Annotated in this window: 18 protein-coding genes; 4 read left to right on the top strand and 14 right to left on the bottom strand. The window is 73.9% G+C overall.

Features of this window, described 5'->3' with window-relative positions; genetic code table 11:
- Positions 1–30 precede the first annotated feature (30 nt).
- From ACFFIA_RS19200 to ACFFIA_RS19230, 7 genes are all read right to left on the bottom strand, one after another.
- Positions 31–2,106: a TOMM precursor leader peptide-binding protein gene (locus tag ACFFIA_RS19200; RefSeq protein WP_377252850.1), complete on the bottom strand. Its 2,076-nt coding sequence runs from the start codon at positions 2,104–2,106 to the stop codon at positions 31–33.
- Positions 2,099–3,454, bottom strand: a complete 1,356-nt coding sequence (locus ACFFIA_RS19205) for a radical SAM protein (protein WP_377252851.1) — start codon at positions 3,452–3,454, stop codon at positions 2,099–2,101. The genes ACFFIA_RS19200 and ACFFIA_RS19205 overlap by 8 nt, the downstream gene beginning before the upstream one ends.
- A 30-nt stretch (positions 3,455–3,484) precedes the next feature.
- The gene (locus ACFFIA_RS19210; RefSeq protein WP_377252852.1) at positions 3,485–4,234 is read right to left on the bottom strand and encodes a LuxR C-terminal-related transcriptional regulator; all 750 of its coding nucleotides are present in this window, start codon (positions 4,232–4,234) and stop codon (positions 3,485–3,487) included.
- Complete coding sequence (locus ACFFIA_RS19215) at positions 4,231–4,875, bottom strand: nitroreductase family protein (protein ID WP_377252853.1); 645 nt, start codon at positions 4,873–4,875, stop codon at positions 4,231–4,233. Before ACFFIA_RS19215 ends, ACFFIA_RS19210 begins: the two co-directional genes overlap by 4 nt.
- On the bottom strand, positions 4,875–6,101 hold the full coding sequence (locus ACFFIA_RS19220; protein WP_377252854.1) for a nitroreductase family protein: 1,227 nt from the start codon (positions 6,099–6,101) through the stop codon (positions 4,875–4,877). The genes ACFFIA_RS19215 and ACFFIA_RS19220 overlap by 1 nt, the downstream gene beginning before the upstream one ends.
- Before the next feature lie 64 nt (positions 6,102–6,165).
- Complete coding sequence (locus ACFFIA_RS19225; RefSeq protein WP_377252855.1) at positions 6,166–7,548, bottom strand: M16 family metallopeptidase; 1,383 nt, start codon at positions 7,546–7,548, stop codon at positions 6,166–6,168.
- Positions 7,549–7,559: 11 nt separating this feature from the next.
- Entirely contained in the window at positions 7,560–8,819 is a 1,260-nt protein-coding gene (locus ACFFIA_RS19230) for a M16 family metallopeptidase (RefSeq protein WP_377252856.1), read from the bottom strand.
- 226 nt (positions 8,820–9,045) lie between these two features.
- On the opposite strand from ACFFIA_RS19230, the gene ACFFIA_RS19235 reads away from it, so the two are divergent.
- The 3 genes from ACFFIA_RS19235 to ACFFIA_RS19245 are packed head-to-tail and all read left to right on the top strand — an operon-like array spanning position 9,046 to position 11,860.
- A complete protein-coding gene (locus ACFFIA_RS19235) occupies positions 9,046–10,434 on the top strand; it encodes an FAD-binding oxidoreductase (RefSeq protein WP_377252857.1) in 1,389 nt (462 codons plus the stop codon).
- On the top strand, positions 10,431–11,264 hold the full coding sequence (locus tag ACFFIA_RS19240) for a S8 family serine peptidase (protein ID WP_377252858.1): 834 nt from the start codon (positions 10,431–10,433) through the stop codon (positions 11,262–11,264). The genes ACFFIA_RS19235 and ACFFIA_RS19240 overlap by 4 nt, the downstream gene beginning before the upstream one ends.
- Positions 11,261–11,860 (top strand): GAF domain-containing protein, encoded by a 600-nt coding sequence (locus tag ACFFIA_RS19245; RefSeq protein ID WP_377252860.1) that lies wholly within the window; start codon positions 11,261–11,263, stop codon positions 11,858–11,860. The genes ACFFIA_RS19240 and ACFFIA_RS19245 overlap by 4 nt, the downstream gene beginning before the upstream one ends.
- Before the next feature lie 18 nt (positions 11,861–11,878).
- Here the strand turns inward: ACFFIA_RS19245 and ACFFIA_RS19250 are convergent, their stop codons facing one another.
- The 5 genes from ACFFIA_RS19250 to ACFFIA_RS19270 all read right to left on the bottom strand — a co-directional run bounded on the left by ACFFIA_RS19250 (position 11,879) and on the right by ACFFIA_RS19270 (position 18,988).
- Positions 11,879–12,991 (bottom strand): ATP-grasp domain-containing protein, encoded by a 1,113-nt coding sequence (locus tag ACFFIA_RS19250; protein WP_377252861.1) that lies wholly within the window; start codon positions 12,989–12,991, stop codon positions 11,879–11,881.
- Positions 12,988–16,110 (bottom strand): AAA family ATPase, encoded by a 3,123-nt coding sequence (locus ACFFIA_RS19255; RefSeq protein WP_377252862.1) that lies wholly within the window; start codon positions 16,108–16,110, stop codon positions 12,988–12,990. Before ACFFIA_RS19255 ends, ACFFIA_RS19250 begins: the two co-directional genes overlap by 4 nt.
- A 27-nt stretch (positions 16,111–16,137) precedes the next feature.
- Positions 16,138–16,323 carry an aroma-sacti cluster domain-containing protein gene (locus ACFFIA_RS19260; protein ID WP_377252863.1) on the bottom strand — a complete coding sequence of 62 codons (186 nt, stop codon included), beginning with the start codon at positions 16,321–16,323 and terminating at the stop codon, positions 16,138–16,140.
- A gap of 63 nt (positions 16,324–16,386) precedes the next feature.
- Positions 16,387–17,814, bottom strand: coding sequence for an MmgE/PrpD family protein (locus tag ACFFIA_RS19265; protein WP_377252864.1), 1,428 nt, complete (start codon positions 17,812–17,814; stop codon positions 16,387–16,389).
- Positions 17,804–18,988, bottom strand: coding sequence for a Glu/Leu/Phe/Val family dehydrogenase (locus tag ACFFIA_RS19270; protein ID WP_377252865.1), 1,185 nt, complete (start codon positions 18,986–18,988; stop codon positions 17,804–17,806). The genes ACFFIA_RS19265 and ACFFIA_RS19270 overlap by 11 nt, the downstream gene beginning before the upstream one ends.
- Before the next feature lie 106 nt (positions 18,989–19,094).
- On the opposite strand from ACFFIA_RS19270, the gene ACFFIA_RS19275 reads away from it, so the two are divergent.
- The gene (locus ACFFIA_RS19275) at positions 19,095–20,057 is read left to right on the top strand and encodes a LysR family transcriptional regulator (RefSeq protein WP_377252866.1); all 963 of its coding nucleotides are present in this window, start codon (positions 19,095–19,097) and stop codon (positions 20,055–20,057) included.
- Here ACFFIA_RS19275 and ACFFIA_RS19280 read toward each other — a convergent pair.
- Both ACFFIA_RS19280 and ACFFIA_RS19285 read right to left on the bottom strand, forming a co-directional pair.
- Positions 20,014–20,778, bottom strand: coding sequence for a FadR/GntR family transcriptional regulator (locus ACFFIA_RS19280; RefSeq protein ID WP_377252867.1), 765 nt, complete (start codon positions 20,776–20,778; stop codon positions 20,014–20,016). The two genes, ACFFIA_RS19275 and ACFFIA_RS19280, sit on opposite strands and share 44 nt — an antisense overlap.
- Positions 20,779–20,843: 65 nt before the next feature.
- Positions 20,844–22,547 carry an N-acyl-D-amino-acid deacylase family protein gene (locus tag ACFFIA_RS19285; protein WP_377252868.1) on the bottom strand — a complete coding sequence of 568 codons (1,704 nt, stop codon included), beginning with the start codon at positions 22,545–22,547 and terminating at the stop codon, positions 20,844–20,846.
- Positions 22,548–22,561: the final 14 nt, after the last annotated feature.

Raw genomic sequence — 22,561 nt, forward strand, 5'->3', positions numbered from 1 at the left:
ACAGCCCCCGAGGACATCTGCCGTGCGCGGCTAGGCGAGCGGGACCGGCTGGAGAAACGCGGGTCCGGCGCCGTCGGGCAGCCGCCACCGGAACATCTCGGCGGCCGGCTCGGTGACCGGTCCCAGCTCCAGCGGGTAGAGGTGGGGGGAGCGGGTGACGGCGACGCGCAGCCCGGTGCCCCGCGTCCAGGCCGGGGTCAGGTCGGCCGCGTACACCTTGATTCCCTGATCGAGGAGCCGGGCGGCGACCGACTCGGCCACCTGCCGGCTTCCGCCGTCGAGGCACGGGCCGGCGCCATCGGCCGGTCGGCCCGCCCGCCCATCCGGCGCCAGGCGGTCGACCAGATGACACCGATCCGGGTGCAGGTAGTAGCGGGCGTTGTCGGTGAACTGGGTGAAGGTCATGGCCTCGTCGGGGACATCGTCGTGGCGCAGCCATCCGTGTACGGCCACAGCCTCACCGAGCGCCCGCCGCGCCGCCCGTGCCGGCGTCCGGTCGGTGGCGCAGCCCACCGCGCTGGCCACGCGCCCCTCACCTCGTCCGGTGACCACGCAGACGATGGTCGGCACGCCGTGCAGGTAGCTCAGGTCGGTGTACCGGGCGCGCAGGCCGGCGGCCGGTGCCGGGTCGCCGTACGGCCACTGTGGACGCGGCAGGTCCCAGCGCCAGGCGAGCATGAGAGCGTCCCGTTCGAGCAGCTCGAAGAGCCCGCGCTCGATGGCGGTCCACAGCCCGTCTCCGGCCGCGGCGCCGCTGGAGGAGGGGCGGCGTGGCCCCGTCCCCAGCGCGCATCCGACCGGGTGCAGGTGGAAGCCGCTGGCACGGGCGAGACCGCGCTCGCCGGTGGCCAGGTCGCGTACCTCGACCGCGGCCCCTTCCAGCGGGCAGTCGTGCGTCTCGCCGGCCGGCCTGGTGTCCGTGGTCCACAGCGTCCGGTCGCCGCCGGCGGGAGGTAGCGGCGCGGGCTCGCTCAGGGTCATCCGTTCGACGAACTCGGCCAGGGCGCGGCGCCGGGCCGCATGACGGGTCGGGGCGCGGCCGTCCCCGCCCACCGTGAGCGTCGACCCGTGGGTGGTGTCCATCGTCATGCCCCGGGCCGCGGCCTGCCAGCCGACCTCGTCGGAGCCGGTCTCGGTCAGCTTGACCACCGGACCGGCCAGTGCCGACACGACTGTCCGGCGCAGCCCGCCTGGACGCCGGCCACGGCGTTGCCGGCCGCCGCAAGCCGGGCAGCCGGCGACCGGGAGGTACGGATGGCGGAGCACGCGGTAGCCGTCGCGTGTGGCCGCGATCTCGTGCGCGACGCCGGTCCGGCAACCAGACCGCGCCCAGGTCGCGACCATGGCGACCGCGACCACCGCCACGGCGTGCCGTGCCCATCCGTGGAGTTGCCCCGCCCGCCGCCCGGCGAGCAGAGCGCGGAACGCGTCCGGCCGTCGGGTGAATCCGGCCCGTCGCAGCCACCAGCACTCCAGACAGCCGGTGCGGCCTGGAACGACGAGCGGTCCCACCGTCAGGGGAGTGGCCGCCCGCCCGTCGAGTAGCAGCCAGGGCGTGCCCGCGCGCAGCGCCCGCTGGTTGAAGTCGGCCAGTGTCTGGCCGATCTCCGCCGACCGGGCGTCCACCGGTGCCTGGTCGACGACGAGGACGCTGAGGGCGTCGGCGGAGTCCGGGGCCCGTTCCGTGCGGCGAACCGGCCGAAACCCGGGCGCCGCGGTGCCGTGGAGTTCCTCGCTGAGCAGCCGCGCGGTCAGGTCGGCAAGTGGACCAGCGCCGTGTACGCCGATACCGCGGATCTCGCTGTCGTGGTCACCTGATGGTGGCTCGGCTTCCGGGCGAGCGAGGGCCAGCTCTCGCAGCGACGACGGCGTGCCGGCCGCGCTGGTGAAGATGCCTCGCTCGGCCAGGCGCCGGGCCAGCGGGCTGCCGGCGGCGGCGGGGCTGAGGACGGCCTCCTCACCTTCCGCCGGGCTGGTCAGCAGGTCGTCGCGGAGCATGCCGGCCTCCGGTCCGGTCGCGGTCGCGTACCAGGAGCCCAGCGAAACGACGAGGCCGGACGGGAGCGGCGCCCAACTGGCGAAGGGCGCCAGCCTCAGCTCATCCATCCGCGACCAGGCCACGTGCGATCGCGGCGTTGTCGAGCCGCTCCCGCCAGGTGAACTTGTAGCTGGGGCAGGGCAGCTCCCCCTCTTTCCAGAGCTTCGGGCAGCCGCCACCGCACACCGGCATGAACGGGCAGGTCGCGCAGGGCCACTGGCCTGCCTCGACCTCGTCGTACCAGGAGTCGAACAGGCCCTCCGGACGGTGCTGGTCCGCCGGCAGGACGTCGAGGCTGGAGACCTGGCCGCGGACACTGTCGACCGGGACGAGCGGATGCTCGGTGCAGGTGTAGACGCGCCCGGCGGAGTCGACCACCTCGCTGCTTCGCGAGGTCGCGATGCAGGTGGCCGCGCGGGGCCGCAGCGGCAGGGTCGCCGGGAAGGTCATGCCCAGGCCCTGGGCGAGCGCGGCCCATTCGAGTTCCCGCTTGGCGTACTCCCAGCGTTTGAGCTCGCGGTCAGCGACGTCGTTGCCCCATGAGTGCACCGGCGCCGGCTTCAGGATCACGCGAGGGCTCGCCAGACCGCGCCGGGCCAGCTCGACGATGAGTTCGGCGATGCGGTCCTCGTTCTGGTTGTCCACGTTGGTGCGGATGCCGAAGGTGAGTTCGGGATGGCTGCCGGCGGCGACGACCTCGGCGATCAGGTCGACGATCCGGTCGAAGGTGGCGCTGCCGTTGCGCATCGCCCGGCGCTGGTCGTGCACCTCGCGTGGCCCGTCGATCGTCACCTCGATCCAGCGGATCGCGCACTCGTCGTACAGCTCCCGCAGGACCCGGTGCGTCAGCAGGCTCCCGTTCGTCACCACGTCGGCCGAGTACGGCTTGCCGAGGCGCTGCGCCTCCGGAACGACGACGGCGCTGATCTCGCGCATGACCCGGAGCCCCAGCAGTGGCTCGCCACCGAACCACGCCACGTGCAACGCGGTGGTATCGGGATCCGCCAGGGCCGCCTTCGCCCGGTCGATCTTCTGCTGTACGCGGCGCTGGACGACCGGGGTCTTGGTGTGCTCCTGACCGCAGTACGCGCAGCCCATGTTGCAGTACGAGGTCGGCAGGAAGACGAGGCGGCGGAGCCGGGCGCCGGTGGAGCTTTCCCGGCGGCGCCGGGTCACCTCGCCGAGTTCGTCCTCGCCCGTCGAGACCAGCGCCTCGATCTCGGTGAGTTCGCGGACGAGGTCGGGATGGATCTCGTCGAAACGCCCCGCGGTGAAGCTCTCCGCGTCCACCTCCCGCAGGCGGAACATCTTCGCCGTGCGGCTCGCGAACCCGAAGCGGTACCTGGCGCCGTCCGGTGCGCGGAACGACCGGTCGCTCAGCAGCGCGTACCTGCTGCGCTTGAGAACGTCTGTCATACCGTTCCTCCTCGACCGGCTCCCGCGCGGCTACAGGTGTCCATCAAAGCCCTCGTACACCTCGGGGACATCGCCCACCGGGCGGAGGAGCCCGTCCTGGTCACCCGCGCGGGCGAAGCCGGCGGATGTCCCTTCGGTGGTGGCGGTGCTGAACAACGCCAGCTCCACGCGGCTGCGGAGGCCGAGCTTCTGGTAGATCTCCTTCACGTGCGACTTGACCGTCGAGTTGGCGACCGCCAGCGCGCGGGCGATCTCACTGTTCGAACGCCCCTGGGCCAGCAGCGCGAAGACCTCCCGCTCCCGGGGCGTCAGGGCCGCCACGCGGTGGCCCTCGACGTCGTCCTGCCCGCTGAACCGGGGCAGGCCGGTGGCCAGGCGCCCGGCGTATCGGCGCTCGACGACGACGTACCCGGCCGCCACCAGGCGGATGCACGCGGTCAGTTCGGCCGGCCCGATTCGGCGCGACATCAGGGTGCACGAGCCGATGCTGAGCAGGTCGAAGACGTGCTCGTCGGCGTGTGAGGTGAGGATCAGGAAGGGAGGTACGCCCCCTACGGTGTTCGAGCCGACGGTCTGGACGACCGAGACGGTGTCCGGACCCAGCGACGCGACGTCCATGACGAACAGGCTCGGCCGGAGCCGATCGCGCAGGACCGCCGCCTCGGTCCCGCCCCGCGCCTCGCCGACCACTCGCAGGTCGGCCTGGCGGCCGAGGATGGCGGCGAGGCCGCTGCGGGCCAGGTTGTTGTCGCCTACCAGCACGATCCGGATCTCTGTCACGGTCCGCCTCCTGGCCGATCGCATGTTTCGCTTTCGGGATGTCCGAGCGCGAGGGTGAACGCGTGGCGGAGGCTGGGTGTGCCTCCGGCCGCGCAGGCGGTGACCTCGGCCGAGCTTCCGCCGAAGCCGCAGGCGCCCAGGCCGAGCGCCGTGGCGGAGAGCCACACCGCGTGGCCCAGCGCCGCCGCGTGAAACAGCGCCGCCGCGTGGCCGGGGCGGCGCGAGGCCAGGTCGGCGCAGACGAGCACCAGGGCCGGGGCCTTGGCGTAGGAGGAGCGCAGCCGGCGCAGCCACCGGGGACAGCCCAGGTGCCCGTCGTCGTCGTGGAGCCCGGGCAGCAGGCCGGTGACCTCGTAGGCGGCCACCAGGACCCGGAGCACCGGTCGCTGGGCCGGGGGCCAGTGGTGGCCGTACGCCGCCCGGGCGCCGGAGAGCACCTCGGCCAGCAACTCCCGGCGTACCGGCTGGTCGGTGAAGCGCCGGTGCGCGCGCCGTACCGGTATCGCGCCGTGCAGCTGTGGCGACGAGACCGCGAGCGGCGGCCGGGCCGGGGCGTCGAGCGCCGCGGACGTCCCGCCCGGACGGCTCGCCGCCATGCGCCAGACGTGTCGCGCCGGATCCTCGGCGGGTATCAGGGGCATCAGGCCGCTCCGGTGACGGCGACCACGGCGGCGACGGTCTCGTCCTCGCCCAGGTCGAGCATCGGTCCCAGGCGGGCGCTCCACCGGCCGGCGAACCGGGTCGTGACGCCGTGCGCCTGCCCGACCACAGCCAACTGCATCGCCGCGCAGCCCGCGTCGAGGTGGCACAGCCGGTAGGCGAAGCGCCCGTACTTCTCCACCAGCCGGCCGGCGTCGGCGACCAGGCAGACCACGGCGTCGGCGCGGCAGTCCGCCAGGTCCGTCTCGGCCGTCACCTGCTCCAGGGTCGCCGCTGACGCGGTCGAGAACACACCGCCGCCGGTGTCGTCGAAACGCAGCGGCCGGGCCGGAACGCCGGACCCGGGCCCGGTCACGAACACGGCGGCCGTGGACCCCAGGTTGCCCCCGGTCGGCGCCCAGCGCCGGGCGTCCGGCCGGCGGCCGACGCAGTGGTGCAGCAGGGAGGCGAGGATCGCGGCGCTGAGCGGCGCGGGCTCACCGGACCCGGTCGAGGGGCCGGGCAGCGGCGCCGGGGCGGCCATCGGATGGCGGCGCCCGGACCGGTCCGCGGGACGGGGCGGACGCGTCCGGTCGATCCGCCGCATGGCGGGCACGGTGGCGACGAGCCCGGACGACGGCCGTTCCACCTGCCACTCGTACGTGGCCGCCAGCGGGTCGTCGCCCGCCGGCCAGCGGCACGCCGGGCAGTCCTCGAACGGCGTGACGAGGATGGTGTCGTCGCCCGCCTCCCGGCCGATGCGGCGCATGATCCGGGGCGGCGTCGCGTCCGGTGCGGCGAGCAGGACCCGTACCACCTCGTCGGCGGCGTGGGCGCACCCCATCTGGTGCAGCGTGCCGTCGATCGCCGTGCCGGTGCGGAGCCCGGCCGAGGTGACCGACCGCCGTACGCACGCGACGCACGCGGTGTGTCCACTTCGCAGTTGGGGGCCCACCTGGACGTGGTCCGCCTCCCAGCAGACGCGCAGGACCGGCGCCCGGCTCGCCGTGAGCAGGTCGCCCGGTACGTCGTCGCCCACCGCCACGACGAGGTCGGCGCTGGGCAGCGGGCCGTCCACGCCGGAGACCCGTACCGGCGACGCGCCGCCGACGCCCCGGGCGGCGAGGGCCGCGGCCAGGTCGGTCGCCGCCGGCCAGGTGGTGGCGGTGGCCAGGACCGCTACCCGGGCCAGGGCGAGCGGCCCGGCGTCCAACGTCCGGTCAGGCAAATCGGAGACCTCCCGTCGAACCGCTTGGGGCTGTCGACGGAAGTCTGCATAGATGCGTTTACCGTCAGCTCACCGCCGGCTCACCACCGGCCCGGACAACCGGTATGCCGAGCGCGGCGGCCAGCGGCTCCAGCGCCGCCACGCCGCCGGCCGGGTCGCCGATCAGGGCGAGGTTCAGCCGCCGCGGTGCCAGCGCGTGCGCCGCCTCGCGGACGGCGGCCGGCGGGAGGCCGGCCATCACCGGCGCCCGCTCGGCGATCTCGTCCAGCGCGAAGCCGCGGCGCAGTCCAATCGCGGTCTGCTCCACCACCTCCCGCACGCTCTGGGCGAGCATCGGCACGAGGGCGGCGAGGTTGGCGATGCAGGCGCGGGATTCCTCGACCGCCGGACCTCGCTCGGCCAGGTCCGTGCATTCGGCGAGGAGTCGGGCGGTGGCCGCCGGCAGCCGGTCGGTGTCCACGGCGCCGTACACGCGGAACTCGGCCAGGTAGCCGGAGGCGGTCCGGCGCGCCACGAACTCGCTGTGGAAACCGTACGAGCAGGCCATCTCCTCGCGCAGCGCGGTATTCAGGCGGGACGGGGACCAGCCGGCCAGGGCGTGCACGGCGGCCTCCAGGCCAGCCAGCCGCCAGAGGTCGGGGCAGTGTACGGCGGCGCCGAGCACGAGCACCGCCTGCCGCGCGCCTTCGGCGGCGTGGACCTCCCACTTGGGCTGGGACGCGGGCGTGGCCGGTGGCGGCGCGGCCGGCGGCACCGGACGGTCCCAGGCGCCGAACGTGTCGACGACGCGGTCGGCGACCCTCCAGCGGTCCAGGTCTCCGGCGATGATCACCGAGGTGGTCGCCGGCCCGTACCACCGTCCGTGCAGGTCGCGCAGCAGCTCATGGTCCACATCGGACAGGGACGCCGCGTCACCCCGGGCGGTCCGCGCGTAGGGGGAGCCGGCCGCGTAGCTGAGCCGGCGGATCGTGTCAGCCGGCCGGTGCACGGGGTGCAACGACTCGGTCCGGCTCGCGGCGGCCCGCCGCGCGACCGCCGACCGGATCCACCGCTCGTCCAGCGCGGGCCTGGCCAGTGCCGGCGCGAGCAGGTCGAGGAGCGCCGGCAGGCGATGGCCGGGGACGACCGCGGTCAGGTAGGACCCGTCGTGGTCGGCGCCGCCGGTCAGCGTGGCCCCATGCCGCTCCAGCTCGTCGACGAACGTGGCCTCCAGCCGCCTGGCCGGCCCCATCGCGCAGCCCGCCGCCAGCAGGGCGGCGATCCCGTCCCGGTCGGCTGGCTCGCACGCGCCACCGGGCGCGACGGCGATGTGCACGGTGGCGAGTTCGCGGCCGGGCATTGGGATCTGGTAGACCGGGATCCCGTTTCTCGCCGTGCGGACCCGCACCGGTGGCGGCTGCCAGGCCTCGGCGGACACCAGGGCCGGGCGCTGTTCGGTCGTCGTCATGGTGCCTCGCTTCACGTCGAGTGGTAGGTCAGCGTGACCCGGCGCCGATGCAGCAGCGCCGCGGCGCAGGCACGTACGTCGGCGGCGGTCACGGCGAGGACACGCCGTACGCCCTCGCCGGGCGGACGCGGCTCGCCCCAGGCCATCCAGTCCCGGGTCAGTTCCTCGGCGAGCGCGCGTGGGCGCTCCACGGCGGCGAGCCAGCCGGCGAGGCACTGCGCCTGGGCGCGTCGCAACTCCTCGTCGGTCGGTCCGTCCGCGGCGAGCACCGCGAGCTGATCGAGGTACGCGGCCTCCAGGTGGGCGGTGTCGATGCCGGCCACCGGGCGGAGCCGGACGATCGCCATCGAGTCGCCGGCGATCATCGGCATTACCTTGATCTGGATGTTCGCCGCCAGCGCGGTATCCCGGCGGAGGCGGCGTTGCAGCCGGCTGGCCTGCCCGGTCGCCAGTACGGCCACCGTCAGCTCGGCGGCGGCGAAGGCGACGCGGCCCACCGGGGGGAGTCGGTGGGCGACGACGAGGTTCGGCGGTGCCGCCGAACGCCGCTCCACGCGGACCAGCTCGTCGGGGACGGCCACGCAGTCCGCCGGGGGCCTCGCCACGGCGGTCCGGCCGACTCGCAGCGCGCCGAAGCCCCGCTCGACCTCGTCCTCGACCAGGGCGCGGTCGAACCGCCCCACCACGGCGACCACGAGGCGGCCCGGGACGTAGTGGTCGGCGAAGAAGTCGAGCGCGTCGTCCACCGTGGCCCCGTCGAGGTCACCGATCTCGCCGGTCGGCGTCTGGTTGAACGGGTGCGGCGCGGGGTACATCGCGGCCGTCACGGCGTTGCGCGCGTCGCCGTACGGCGTGCTCAGCACCGCGTCGCGCCACTCGTTGCGCACCACCTCGCGCTGCTGGTCGAGGATCTGGGCGTCGACACCGTCCGGGAGCCGCGCGAACCGTCCCGCCTCCAGCCAGACCGCCATGGGCGCGGCCGGGCTGGGAATGGTCTGGAAATAGCTGGTCGACTCGACCAGGGTCTGCGCGTTCGCGAAGCCACCGGCCGTCTCGATCGCGCGGATGTGGTCGCCGCCCGCCAGGCGTGTCGTCGCGGCGAACATGAGGTGCTCGAAGAGGTGCGCGAAGCCCGAACGGCCCGCTCGCTCGTCGCGTGAGCCGACCTCCGCGCGCACGTGCACGGCGGCGACCGGCGCCACCGGGTCGCTCGCGTAGACGACGCGTACGCCGTTGCCCAGGGTCACCGCAGTGCGGTCGAGGCCCGTCATACGGCCACGGTCTGGCACCCCCGCCCGGTGGGGGCACCGTCATCGGGGCGGCCCGTGCGGTGCGTCCCCCGCCCAGGGGACGCGCGCCCCGCGAGATGGATCCAGCCCCGTGCTCCCCCCACGGGAGGGTTACCGCCGCAGTACCGCTCCGGCAGCCTGAGCGGACCGCAGGCCGAAAGCGAGGTTCGCGCGTGTCGCACACGACGCCATGCCGTCACGGTTCGTCATGACGAGCCCTCTGGCAATCACCCGGACCGCCGACCGGATGTTCGACGGTCCGGTACACCGTCCGGGCGACGACGGCTACGACACCGCCCGGCGTTCCTGGCGCCCGGTCGAGAGCCGACCCGCGCTGATCGTGGACGTGACGGGACCGGCCGATGTCGTCGCGGCGTTCGCGCTCGCCGGCGACCACGACCTGCCGGTGGCCGTCCAGGCGACCGGGCACGGCGCGACCGCCACCACCGACGGTGCGATCCTGCTGCGTACGGTCCGGCTCGCCGGAGCCCGTGTCGATCCCGCTCGACGGCGCGTGTCGGTGGGCGGCGGTGGGCTTCTTCGTGACGCGATGGCAGCCGCCGAACCGCACGGCTTGATGCCGCTGCTCGGCTCCACACCGTGGCTGGGCGCGGCCGGGTTCACCCTGGGCGGCGGCGTCGGTTGGCTGACCCGCGCGTTCGGCTACGCCGCCGACAGCCTGCTGGGCGCCGAGGTCGTCATGCCCGGCGGTGAGGTGGTGACGGTCGACGACGACCAGGGGCCGGAGCTCATGTGGGGGCTGCGCGGTGCCGGCGGCAGCCTGGCGGTCGCCACCTCGATCGAGCTCGCTCTCCATCCGGTCCCCGCGCTATACGGCGGTGCCGTCGCGTTCGCCGTGACCGATCCGCTGGACCTGCTGCTCGCGTACCGGGACTGGACGGCGGGCCTGCCGGATCGAATGAGCACCGCGCTGGTGCTGCGGCGGTACGGCGACCCGGCGCAGACCCCGCCCGGCGTGCCGGGGTCACTCCTCGTCGCGTTGCGCGTCCTCCACGCCGGCCCGGTGCACGACGCCCAGCCGCTGCTCGCGTCCTTCTTCGCGCGGGCCGGCCGCCACCACTGGAGCACACTGCGCCCGATGTCCCCGCGCTCGTACCTGAACGTCGCCCCACCGCGACCGCCGGAATTGCACACCGGCATCGTGGAATGCTTCCGGGAACTGCCCGACGCCGTGCTGACCGGGATCGCGTCCTTCGTGACGGCCGCCGACGCACCGCCCTCGCTGTTCGAGGTGCGCCACTGGGACGGCGCGATCACGCGGCCGGAGCGACCGAGCCCCGCAGGTCCCCGAGACGTGCGCTACGGGATCGTCGCCGAGTTCGCCGGTGCCCCGACGGAAGCGGGGATCGATGTCGTGGCGGACCCGTTCCTCACCCTCCTGCGCCGGCACAGCTCCGGCTCGGCGATGCGCAACCTGCTCCCCGACGCCGAGGCGACGCACCAGGCGTACGGCGTGGCGGACCGTGCGCGCCTGGTCACGCTCAAACGCGCCTGGGACCCCCAGGACCTCCTACGGACCGGCCACCGCATTCCCGTCGGTGGCTGGCCGGCGCAGGCCGAGCGAGGCGCTCGGTGAACGTACCCGCCCGCCAGGTGATCAAGTTCGCGCACGTGTCGAGCGGCGCCTCCTTCAACGCCGCGCGTATCGCCGCCCCGCGGCTTCCGTCGCGCGAGTGGGCCTGGGGCGGCTCGGCCGGCGCGGGCGTGCGGGTCTGCGTCATCGACAGCGGCGTGGACCCGACTCACCCGATGGTCGGCGGCGAGGTCGGACTCTGGGCTGTCGAAGCGAGTGAAGGGAACGCCCGGTACCAGGTCGAGCCGGACGACGCCGGCGACCTGGCGGGGCACGGCACGGCCTGCGCCGGCATCATCCGCACCCTGGCCCCCGCGTGCGAGCTGACCAGCGTCCGCGTGCTCGGCCGATCGCTGCGGGGCAACGGCGAGGCACTGCTGGTCGCCCTGGAGTGGGCGATAGACCAGGGTTTCGACCTGGTGAACCTCAGCCTGTCGACGCGCCAGGCGGCGTACAAGGAGTGGCTTCACGACCTGGCCGACGCCGCGTACCACCGCGGGGTGACCCTCGTCTCGTCGGCGCACAACAGCCCGGTCACGAGCTACCCCTGGCGATTCCCGTCAGTGATCTCGGTCGGCTCGCACAGCACGGCGGATCCCTGGTTCCTGGAGGCGAACCCGACGCCGCCGGTCGACTTCTTCGCGTACGGCGTGGGAGTCCGGGTCGCCTGGTCCGGCGGCGGTACCCGGATGGTTTCCGGCAACAGCTTCGCGACCCCGCACGTCACCGGATTGTGCGCGCTGGTCCGCCAACGGCATCCGCACGTGCGTACCGGCGAGCTGCGTCACCTGCTGCGTTCCATCGCCGACAACCTCGTCGAGGAGAAGACGTGAACGAAAGCACGAGCACGCACGACACCATCCTGCGCTCGACCGTCCGCCTGGCGAGGCTGAGCTTCCGGGCGGCCGCCGCCTCGGTCTTCCTGCTCAACCGCGAACGCGACGAGCTGGTCTTCGAGGCGGCGTCCGGTGCCGGCGAGGATCGGCTGGTCGGTGTCTCCATCCCGCCGGGCAAGGGGATCGCCGGTTGGGTCGCGAGCACCGGCGAGACGATCATCGTCCGGGAGGCGGACACGGACAGCCGGTTCGACCGGCACTTCGCCGAACAGACCGGCTACGTGCCGACCACGATCCTGGCGGCGCCGCTGGAGGAGCGTGGCGTCGTCATCGGCGTCCTCGAAGTGCTCGATCCGCTCCTGGACGAGTTCGGCGACATCGCGGCGATGGACCTGCTCTCCGAGCTGTCGATCCAGTCGTGCGCGGCGCTTTCGCTGCTGCTCGACGACCGGGGGCGGCAGCGTCCGGCCCGCGCCACCGAGGCCGATCTGGACGACCTCGCCGTGCTGCTGCGCCGGATGGACGACCAGCGGGCGGCCGCGGCCGGCGACGTCGTGGCGGGAGTTCTGCGGCTGCTGGCGCCGCGCCGCTGAACGGAACGGGCCGGGCGGTCAGGCGCCCAGGATCGCCAGCAGCGAGGGGCCGGCGGCGCGGAGCGGCCCGAGCGACCGGTGATGGAGACCGGCGACCATGCGGGCCGCGGCGGCGGTCACCGCGTCGTCGCCGGCCAGCCGCTCGTACCACCGCCAGTCGCCGTCCGCGTTGGCCTCCAGGAAGACCGGCTCGTCGCCGACCATGAGCAGGTCGAACGCGGCATAGGACAGCCCCATCCGCCGGGCGAGGAGGGCCACCGTCCGGCCGACCCGAGGGGGCACCGGGCAGGCCGTCACCTGGACGCGGCATCGGTCGAGCCACGGGCTCGCCGGCGCGTCCTTCACGACCCGGTACGCGGTCTGCGCGCCCTTCGTGTAGTAGACGCGCAGTTCGGCGTCGGAGGCGACGTACTCCTGGAGGATCAGGGGCACCGGCACCGAGTCCGCCCAGTGCAGGGCCGCGTCCCTCGGGACGACCTGCGCGAAGATCCCGCTGAGCCGGCCCGGCGCGGACTCCACGAAGTGGCGGTCCACCGCTTTGACCACCAGCGAATCGCCGGGCAACGCGTGCAGGTCCGCCGCGGGCCGGGAGGTCACGACGGTCCGTGGCACGCGTACGTTCGCCCGCCGGGCGGCGTCGAGCTGCTGGATCAGCCCCGGTCCGGCGCCGATCACCGGGGCGTCGGTGAGCCGGTCCAGCCCGGCCAGAAGCGCACGCCACGAGTCGTCGCTGAACCGATCGAGGGCGATGCTCGGATGCCGGCGGGCCCGCGCCGAGTAGTGCCGGACCCAGACCACCGTGGGCCGCACCGCGCTCGACCCGGCGTGGAAGCGCAGCCCTTTCGCCGTCGCCGACAAGCCGGGCCGGGCGGATTCGGGGGAGACCCGCACCGTCGGCACGGCGTACCCGCGCAGCGCTCGCCGGACCGCGTTGACCTCGACGTCGTCCGCCCGCGCCAGGAAGACCACACCGGTGACCGTGCCGGTCGGGCCGCCGGCGGCCGAGGCCGGAGGCGGAGCGTGAGCCGTCGCGTGCGGCTCGCCCGCCCCGAGCCGGAACGTCCGCCGTTCGTCGTCGAGCTGCCACAACAGCGGTACATCCGGCTCGTGGCCCCCCGCGTCGCGGCTCAAGCGCCGGTCCCGAAGGCGGCGAGCCACCGGGTGACCGTGGCCACGCCCTGCTGGACCCCGCGTGCCAGGTAGTGCTCCCGCGCCCGCTCGGCCAGCTCGGCGGCCTGTGCCGCGTGGCCGCACTGCCCGGCCGCCACGGCGAGGTCGAAGAGCACCTCCGCGTGGAGGACCGGGTCGTCGATGCGCGCGAGCCGCTCGACCGCGGTGACCCGGAGGCGTTCGACCGTGTCCGCGTCGCCGGCGTGCCCGGCCGCCCTGGCCCGCACCGCCAAGGTGATCACCTCGGCCCGCGGTTCGAGCGCGGCGGTGCCGTCGGGGAGCACGTCGTCCAGGTGTGTCGCCGGGGCACCGGCCCGGATCCGTTCGCGAGCGGCGCTGACCAGCAGCGTCTGCGTGGCCATGGCATGGCCGGCGGCGGTCAGCACGCGGGCCGCGCGTTCGAAGCATCGCGCCGCCTCGACGTGGTCGCCGGCCAGCGACTCCACGGCACCGCGGGCCTGGGCGACGCTGGCCTGGGCGAGCGTCAGGCGCAGTTCCTCGGCGTCGGCGGTGGCGGCGGCGAGCAGCCGGCGAGCCTCGGCGATGTCGCCGCGCAGGGCGGTGAGGCGGGCCCGCGTGATCAGAACCGGCACGAGGAACGCCCGGTCACCTTCGTAGCGATGCGTGACCTGGGCGCAGAGTTCGATCCCGACGTCCACATGCTCCGGTGACCACTGCGTCAGCTCGCAGTGTGCGATCAGCAGGCGCTTCTCCTCGTGCTCGTCGCCCATCGCCCGGGCCCGCGCGGTCGCCAGGCGCAGCTCCGACTCGGCCTGGCCGATCCGGCCGGACGACAGTGCGGACATGGCCTGGATCTGGTGGAGACGGGACCATCCGAAGTGGTCCTCCGGGTCGTTCAGGAGCGCGCTCGCGATCTGGGCGCACCTGGTCGCGACGGCCTCGGACGGTTCGACGCCGAAGCGCAGCCCCAGCAGCAGCCGGCTGAGGTCGAGGATCCGGCGGGCACGGCCCTCGCCGACGAGTGATCCCTCGGCGTCGGCGAGCACGGCGAAGGCCCGGTCCCGGTCGCCGAGCGACAGCCACGCGTCGCTCAGCCGGACCGACAGGGCGGTGTACGGCCCGTCCGCGGCGGACAGGACGGCGCGGGCGCGTTCGAGCAGCGTGATCCCGGCGGGCAGGTCCTTGCGCCCCACCGCCTGCATGCCGGCGCCTTCGAGCGCCTGGGCGGCGCGCAGGGCCATCCGGTCGTGCTCCGGGGCGCCCGGGTTCACCGCACGGCCGAGGACGCAGGCCGCCTCGAGGTGGTACGCGATCTCGGTCCGGTCGGCGTGCCCGGTCGATCGCGCGGGCCGGTCGGCTCGCGCGGAGAGGACGTCGGCGACGCGCGTGTGCCAGGCCAGCCGGAGCGTCTTCGGCGTCATGGCGTAGGTCACGTCGCGGGCGAGTGCCTGCGCGAACCGATACGTGTTGCCGTCGTCGGTCTCCACCAGGCGGCGGCGCAGCAGCGACGACAGGGCCGCCCGCTCGACCTCGTCCGGGTCGTCCGGTTCGGAGAGGATGGCCAGCAGATCCCGGGAGAACTCCGGCCCGATGGTGGCGGCTCGGGCCAGGACCGTGCGCTCGCCGCCGGGCAGCCGGTCGATCCGCGCGCTGAGCAGCGCGTTGACCGTGGGCGGAATCGTCGCCGGCGCACCGTCCCGGACCATGTCGAGCATGTGCGCCGCGTACAGGGGGTTGCCTCCGCTGGCCTCGACGACCCAGTCCAGTTGGTCCGAAGCGAGGTGCGCCTCGACCTCGTCCGGCGTCGAGAGTTCCAGGAGGAACGCCTCCATGTCGTGCGCGGCGAGGCCGTCCACCTCGATCGTCGTGGCGTGCACGCCGCCGAAGCCGGGGGAGGCCTCCACCAGGTCGGGACGGGCGACGCACACCAGCAGCACGGGAACCGACCGCAGCTCCTCCGCGGCGGCTTCGACCAGGCCCAGGAGCGTCGGCTCGGCCCAGTGCAGGTCGTCGAAGACCACCACCAGGGCCGGCGCCGTCTCGGCGAGGCCGGTGAACCAGTGCCGAACGGCCCAGGCGATCTCGTCGACGCCGACCATCGCCCGCCCGGTGGCCGCTTCGAGCCCGCGCAACGCCGCGTCACGCACCCTTGGCACGCCGTCCACGCCGCCCGCCACCGCATCCCATCCACCAGGGAACCCGTCGATCATCTCCGCGATCGGGCGGTAGGTGACCGCCTTGCCGTAGGAGTGGCAGCGCCCGGCCAGGACCCTCGCGCCGGCCTTCTCGCAGTGCGCGAGGAACTCGCGGACGAGCCGTGTCTTGCCGATCCCCGGGCTGCCCAGGACGCGTACGACCCGGGAGCACCGCCGCTCCCGGGCGTGCCGGAACGCGTCACCGAGCTGCCGCAGCTCGTCGGCCCGGCCGATCAGGCCGGTCGGATGGTGGTCGTCGCGTTCCGGGCGCGGCTCGCCGACGATCCAGGCCCGGACCGGTTCCGCCTTCCCCTTCAGGACCAGGGGCTCGATCTCCGCCATCTCGTAGTGGGCACGAACCGAGAAGGCGACCTCCTTGCCGACCAGGACCTGGCCGGCCCGGGCCGCGGACTGCAGGCGCGCCGCGGTGTTCACGGCGTCGCCGACCACGCGCAGGTCGCCGCCGACGGACGTGGCCACCACCTCGCCCGAGAACACGCCACAGTGGACGTCGAGCTCGGCGCCCTGGCCCAGGCTGAGCACGGAGGACAGCGCCCGCACCGCGCGCACCGTCTCCACCGCCGACCGGACCGCGCGCAGCCCGTCGTCCTCGTGCGCCAGTGGAAACCCGAACACCGCCATCACGGCGTCACCGATGAACTTCTCGACGACACCGCCGTGCCCGCCGATGATCCCGGTACACGCCCGGTAGTAGCGTTCCATCACATCGCGCAAGGGCTCGGGGTCCAGCCGCTCGGCGATGCTCGTCGAGCCGATGAGGTCGATGAAGAGCACGACGACGTGCTTGCGACTTCCCCAGGACGACGGGCCCGCCGTCAGCGGCGTACCGCACTGGCGGCAGAACCGGTCGTCGGGGTACGCCGAGGCGTCGCAGGCCTGGCAGGACAACGGATGGTCGGGCACCGAGCCTCCTCTCCGCCGCGAGAGCGCCTAGAAGACCTTCACCTCGTGTCCCTCGACGTCCTCGTCGCTGACCGCGTCGAGGCGTCGCTTGAGGGAGTTGAGGACGGCCACCTCGTGCTCGGACAGGGAGGCGAAGACGGCGCGCTGGCGGTCGGTCAGGAAGTCGATCGGATGACCCGTGTCACGGAGGGCCGAGAGGGCGTCGAAGGACATGTGAACCTCCTTGGCAGGCGTGGCATCCTCATGCTCCGCGCCAAGCCGTCATCGGGGTTCCCCCTACGGCGGGGCCTCGCCGAAGAACCGCCCGCCGGGCCGAGTGGCAGGGCTGCCGCCGGCAGGTGGCAGCGCGCACAGGGCGGAGAGGTCGTCGAGGTCGGCCAGTGCGTTGACGCGCGCTCTCGTGTCGGCCCGACCGGCCGCGTCGAGGACGAGTGACGCGGCGTCCTCGTACTTGCGGACCCAGACGTCCGGCTGCGCGCGCCGCCGCGGGGAACCGGTGGGGTGCGTCACGCGCAGCGACCATGGCTCCCTCGTCGCGTCGGCAATCACCAGTTCCGCTCCGTACGAGCGGGCGAGTTCGGGGTCGTCGTCCAGCTCGTAGCTGATCCGGGTCATGAGCGCGCGGATGTCCGGGCGGGCGAGCGCCGCCTCGGAGAAGTGGCCCAGGCCGAGCGGTCCGTCGAGCAGCGCGGCGGCGACGCAGTACGGCGCGCTGAACTTCGCCGCGTACGGCGTGCGCGGTTGGAGCTTGTCGGCCCACGGTTCGCAGACCACGTGCCGGGCCGGCGTGGGGAGCCGGAGGACGATCCGGTCCGGCGACGCGCCGGGGCGTTCCCGGCGGTAGGCGCAGGCCGCGTCGATCAGCGCGTGCACGAACTGGCAACACGGGTACGGCTTGAGGATGACGTTGGCGGTTTCCCACTCGCGTCCGAGCCCGCGCGTCAGCCGGTGCCGGCTCCAGCCCTCGCCGATCAGCGCCGCGAAGAGGCCGTGCGTGCCGTCGAGCGCCCGGGTCGGCCCCGCGACGCCCTGCTCGGCGAGGCGGGCGGCCCAGATCCCGGCGTGTGCCGCCCAGCCGAGGTGCAGCGACTTGAGGTCGCCGCCCTCTACGACGGTCTGGATCACGCCACTGGACTGGCTGCAGGCGATCCCGATCGCGTCGGCGACGCGCGGGGCGGGCAGGTCCGCGACGACGGCCGCCGCGACGGCCGCGCCGACGGTGCCGCAGCACGAGCTGGCGTGCAGGCCGTGCTCGGTGAAGCGGTGCGAGGCGGCGGCGCCCAGCCGGGTCGTCACCTCGACGCCGGCCACGACCGCGGCGAGGAACCGCGCGCCCCCGACCCGCCGCTGCTGCGCGGCCGCCAGCGCGGCGGGGACGACCACGGCGCCGACGTGCACACCGCCTTCGGCGTGCGTGTCGTCGTAGTCGTTGACGTGCGCGGCCGTCGCGTTGACCAGCGCCGCGTCCGGGGCGTCGGCGACATCCGGCGTCCCCCAGACCACCGCACCGTCGGCCGCCGGCCGGGCGAGCACGGTGCGCCGGACCGCGGCCACCAGCGGATGCCCGGTGCCGGCCAGGCCCACGCCGAGGGTGGTGAGCACGAGGTCGCGGGCGTGCCCGAGGACCGGTGCCGGGATGTCCGCCGTACGCAGGCCGGCGGCGAACTCGGCGAGGCGCCGCGCGGCGGGTTCGTCAGTGGTCACCGGCGCCGCCCCTGATCTGTCCCTTGTGGAGCATGGCGCGGCGTACCCGTTCCCGGGCCATGCCGAGCGCCGCGGTGTGCGGCGTGACCCCGTCGCGGGTCGCGGTGGACAGGGTCAGGTCGGTGTTCGACCGGATCTTGCGGGCCACCGCGGCGAACGCGACCGCCGGATCCGGCGGGAACGCGGATGTCCGCGCGTCCATGGCGTAGCCGGCGGCGATCGCGCCGCCGGCGTTGGCGATGGTGTCGGGGACGACGGTGACGCCGCGCCCGGCGAGGGCGGCCTGGGCGGCCGCGGTGGTGGGGAGGTTCGCCCCCTCCACGACGAGGCGGGCCAGCACGCGGTCGGCGTCGGCGGCGTCGAGCACGTCCTGCACGGCGGCGGGGACCAGCACGTCCGCGTCGACGAAGAGCACCTCGCGGGCGGTGACGGGGCTGGCGCCGAAGGCCGAGGGGTCGTCGACGCAGTGGTCGCCGAGGGATTCGGCGGCCGAGGTGAGCGTCGCGACGTCGAGCCCGCCGGCCCGGTGCAGTCCACCTCGGACGGTCGAGATCGCGACGACGGTGCCGCCAAGTTCGCTGACCCGGCGGGCGGCGGCCCGGCCGACCGCGCCGAAACCCTGGATGGCGACGCGCGACCCGGCCAGTGGCCGGCCGAGCCAGGCGGCCGCGGAGTCGGCGGCTTCGGCGACGCCGTAGCCGGTGATGCCGAGCTGGTCGTAGGGGAGACCGCCGAGGTCGGCGGGGGTCCCGACCGCGGTGCCCGGTCCCAGCTCGTCCGCGATGATCGCGGCGTCGCGCTCGGTCAGGCCCATGTCGAGACCGAAGACGTACTCGCGGGGGACCTCGTTGCTCAGCCGCCGGGCGAACGAGCGCAGGATCTCCTCCTTGGCCGGCGAGGCGGGGTCGGCGCGGATGCCCGCCTTCGCCCCGCCGAAGAGCAGGTCGGCCGCGGCCCACTTCCACGTCATCGCCCGGGCCAGGCGGGCCACCTCGGCGACGGTGAGGGTCGGGCTCATCCGCGTGCCGCCCTTGCCCATGCCCCGCGCGGTGTTGTCGACGACCAGCACACCGCGCATGCCGAGGCGCCGGTCGTGCACACAGACGACCTTCTCCGGACCCCACTCGTCCATCGCGGCCAGGATGTCGCCGCTCCGCTCGCCGTCCGCCGGCATCGCCCACCTCCGTCGTACCGCTGACATGATCACGCTGTCAGGCCGGTGTGCTGTGGAGGAACCCGCGATGGACGCGATCCTGACCCGGTGAGCATAAGATGTGCTAATGCTCAACGTGCACCACCTGCGGACGCTCGCCGAGGTGGTCTCGTCGGGCTCGTTCGCGGCCGCGGCGGCCTCGCTGGGCTACACGGCCTCGGCGGTCTCGCAGCAGATGACCGCGCTCGAGCGCGCCACCGGCCTGGTCCTGTTCGAGCGCGGGGCGCGCAGTGCCCGCCCGACGACCGCCGCACGCCACCTGGCCAGCCGCAGCCTCGGCCTGATCGACCAGCTCACGGCGGTCGAGCGGGACGCGCGGTCGCTGGCGGCCGGGGCCCGTGGCGTGGTCCGGGTCGGCAGCTTCCCGACCGCGAGCGCGGCCCTCGTCCCCGGCGCCATCGCGCGGCTGCTGCGGCGGGCGCCGGACGTGGCGGTGCTGCTCGACGAGGGGGAGCCGGACGATCTGGTGGCGGCGCTGGAGAGCGGGGCGGTCGACGTGGCCGTGGTCTACCGCTACCCGTTGAGCCCGCGCCGGTGGCCGCCGGACGTGGTCGCCACGCCGCTGCTGGACGACCCGCTACGGCTGACGGTGGGCGCGGACCACCGCATCGTGACGCGGCCGTCGTGGGGGCTGGCGGACCTCGCCGGCGACACCTGGATCGCCAGCCGCGAGACCAGCGCCGGCGCGCAGAACCTCGCCCGGCTCTGCGCCGACGCCGGGTTCACGCCGCGGGTCGCGTTCCGCAGCGACGACTACACCGTCGTGCGTGAGCTGGTGCGGGCCGGCCTCGGCGTCGCGCTCGTGCCGGCGCTGGCGGACGCCCTCGGCGCCGGTGGCGGCGTGCACCAGCGCGCGGTGAGCGACGCGCGCGGCGCGGCGGTCCGGCGGGAGGTCTTCGTGCTGCACCGCCCGGACAACTCGGCGCCGCTGGTGCCGGTCACGGTCGAGGCCCTGCGGCGGGCGGCCGGGGGCCTCGACCGCCGGATCAGCCGTCAGCGGCCGACCTGCGCTCCCGAAACGGCATCATGAACTCGGGGATCTCGCGGACCTGGGCCCGGCTGGTCTCCTCGGCCCAGAGCTGCTCCAGATAAGACAGATGCTCGTCCATCTCCTGCTCGATGAGGCGCGGGTCGCGCCGCATGATGGCCCGCAGGAGCCGATTGAGCGAGTCCAGCGCCCACTGCGAGTCGGAGATGCCGTCCCGCAGGGCGTAGTCCTTCGCGCTGCGCAGCTGGTAGAGCAGGTTGCGCATCTGGTCCAGCAGCACGCGGTTGTGCGCCGCGCGGGCGATGGCGAGTTGGAAGCGCTCGTCGAGCTGGAGGAAGCGGCTGCGCTCCTTGATGCTGCGCGCCAGCAGGTCGAGGGTCGTCGACATCGTCTCGAAGTCGTTTTCGGTGCCGCGCAGCCCGGCGAGCTGCGCGACCCGCGGCTGGATGAGCCGGCGGGCCTCGAGCAGGTCGGTCACCTCGCCGATGCGGACCTGCCAGTCTTCGGCGTTGACCTCGCGCGGGATCACGTCGGAGCGCACGAAGATGCCTCCGGCCGGCCCCGGCTTGACGTCGAGCACGCCGGCGTTGACCAGCACCTTGACCGCCTCCCGCAGGGTGGGGCGGCTGATGTCGAGCTGGCTGGCGAGGGTCCGCTCCGGCGGGAGCCGGTCGCCGAGGCCCAGGTCGCCGGCGCGGATGGCGTCGGCGATCTGGGCAACGGCTTCCTCGAACGGGCGTCGAGTGCGTACCGGGCGAAACACGGTGTGCAGCATAACGTCGAAGACCGATCCTTACCTTTCCCGAAACCTTTCCCGAACGTCCCGTGTCAGCGCAGGCGCAGCACCTGACCGGGGCGGTTGGCGGTCACCTCGCCGCCGTCGACCACGAGCTGACCGTTGACGGCCACGTGGGTCACGCCCTCGGAGTACTCGTGGTAGTCCTTCGGCCGGGCCGTCAGGTGCTGGTGGCCGCGTACCCGCGCGGCGTCCATCACGACGATGTCAGCCTTGTAGCCCGGGCGCAGCTCGCCCCGGTCGCGCAGACCGAGGAACTGGGCGGGGATCGAGGTCGACTTCATGACGGCGTCCTCGAAGCGCACCGCGTCCAGCTCCCGCACGTAGTGCCCGAAGAGCATCGGGTAGGAGGCGTAGAGGCGGGGGTTCGGCGGGCGCGGGCTGCGGATCGGCAGGACCGGGCTGCCGTCGGTGCCGACCATGCTCATCGGATGCTGGAGCACGTCGACGATGTCGCCCTCGTCCGAACGCTCCAGGATGGTGTCCGCGTCGCCGTCGTTGATCCGCAGCAGGTGGCACATGGCCTCGTACGAGTCGCAGCCGAGCAGGCGGCCCACGTCGTACAGCATCAGCCCCTCGAACTCGGGCTGCCGAGGGCTGCGGATCACGCGCAGCATCTCGTCCCAGAGCGGCCAGTACGAGGACGGGTTGAAGCGCGCCTTGTACCAGCGGTTGGCACCGCCCTTGCGGATCGCCTCGGCGGTCTCGGCGACGTGCCGGCTGTCGGCGAAGTAGCCGGCCCAGTCGTCGCCGGCGGCCGCGACGGCGGCGTCGGGCATCATCGTCAGCAGCCCGCCGGACATGTAGTTGCGCGCCTGGAGCGTGAGCATGACGTCGGTCCAGATCGGCACGCCCTCGGCCCGCGCCTTGGCGATCTTGTCCAGCGCGTAGGAGAGCTTGCCCCAGTACTCCTTCCCGTCGGCCATCAGGTGCGAGACGGTGGTCCGCACGCCGACGGTGTCCGCCAGCTCGATCGCCTCGCGCACGCTGCTGAGCAGCAGGTCGGTGTACGAGCGCAGGTGGAAGGCGAACACCCCGTCGTACTCGGCGACGACCCGGCCGAGTTCGCGGAACTCCTCCTCCGGCACGTCCAGCTCCGGGTCGGTGTGGTGGAACGCGCAGGAGACGCCGCGGGCGCCCTGCTCCATCGCCTGGCGCACGAGGTCCTTCATCTTGCCGATCTCGTCCCGGGTCGCCGGGCGGGCGGGCTGCGTGCCCGGCTCGCCGTACGCGGTGGAGCGCAGCACGTAGTGCCCGACCAGGCCGGCGTAGTTGGGCCCGAGCCCGGCGCCGTCGAGCCGGTCGAAGAAGCCGCCGAGGTCCTGCCAGTCCAGCTCCAGCCCGTGCTCGCGCAGGATGTCGCGCCCCTCGGAGATCGGCACGGAGTGGAAGTTGCGGGGGTTGTCGACCCACCAGTCGACGTACCAGACATCGGAGAACGGGCCCGGCGACAGGCCGCAGTTGCCGCCGACGTCGGTGGTGATCCCCTGGGTGATCTTGGAGTCGCAGGAGGGGTCCATGAGCAGCAGGTAGTCGGAGTGCCCGTGGATGTCGACGAAGCCGGGGCAGACCACCTTGCCGGTCGCGTCGACGGTACGCGCGGCGGGCACGTCACCGGCCCGACCCACCAGGGCGATCTCGTCGCCGATGACGCCCACGTCGGCCCGGTACCCCGGTCGTCCGGTGCCGTCGAACACGAGCCCGTTGGTGATCAGCAGGTCTAACTGCCTGGACATGGTCTTTCCTCCTG

Source organism: Phytohabitans kaempferiae (genome assembly GCF_042433955.1).
GTDB classification, from domain to species: Bacteria; Actinomycetota; Actinomycetes; order Mycobacteriales; family Micromonosporaceae; genus Phytohabitans; species Phytohabitans kaempferiae.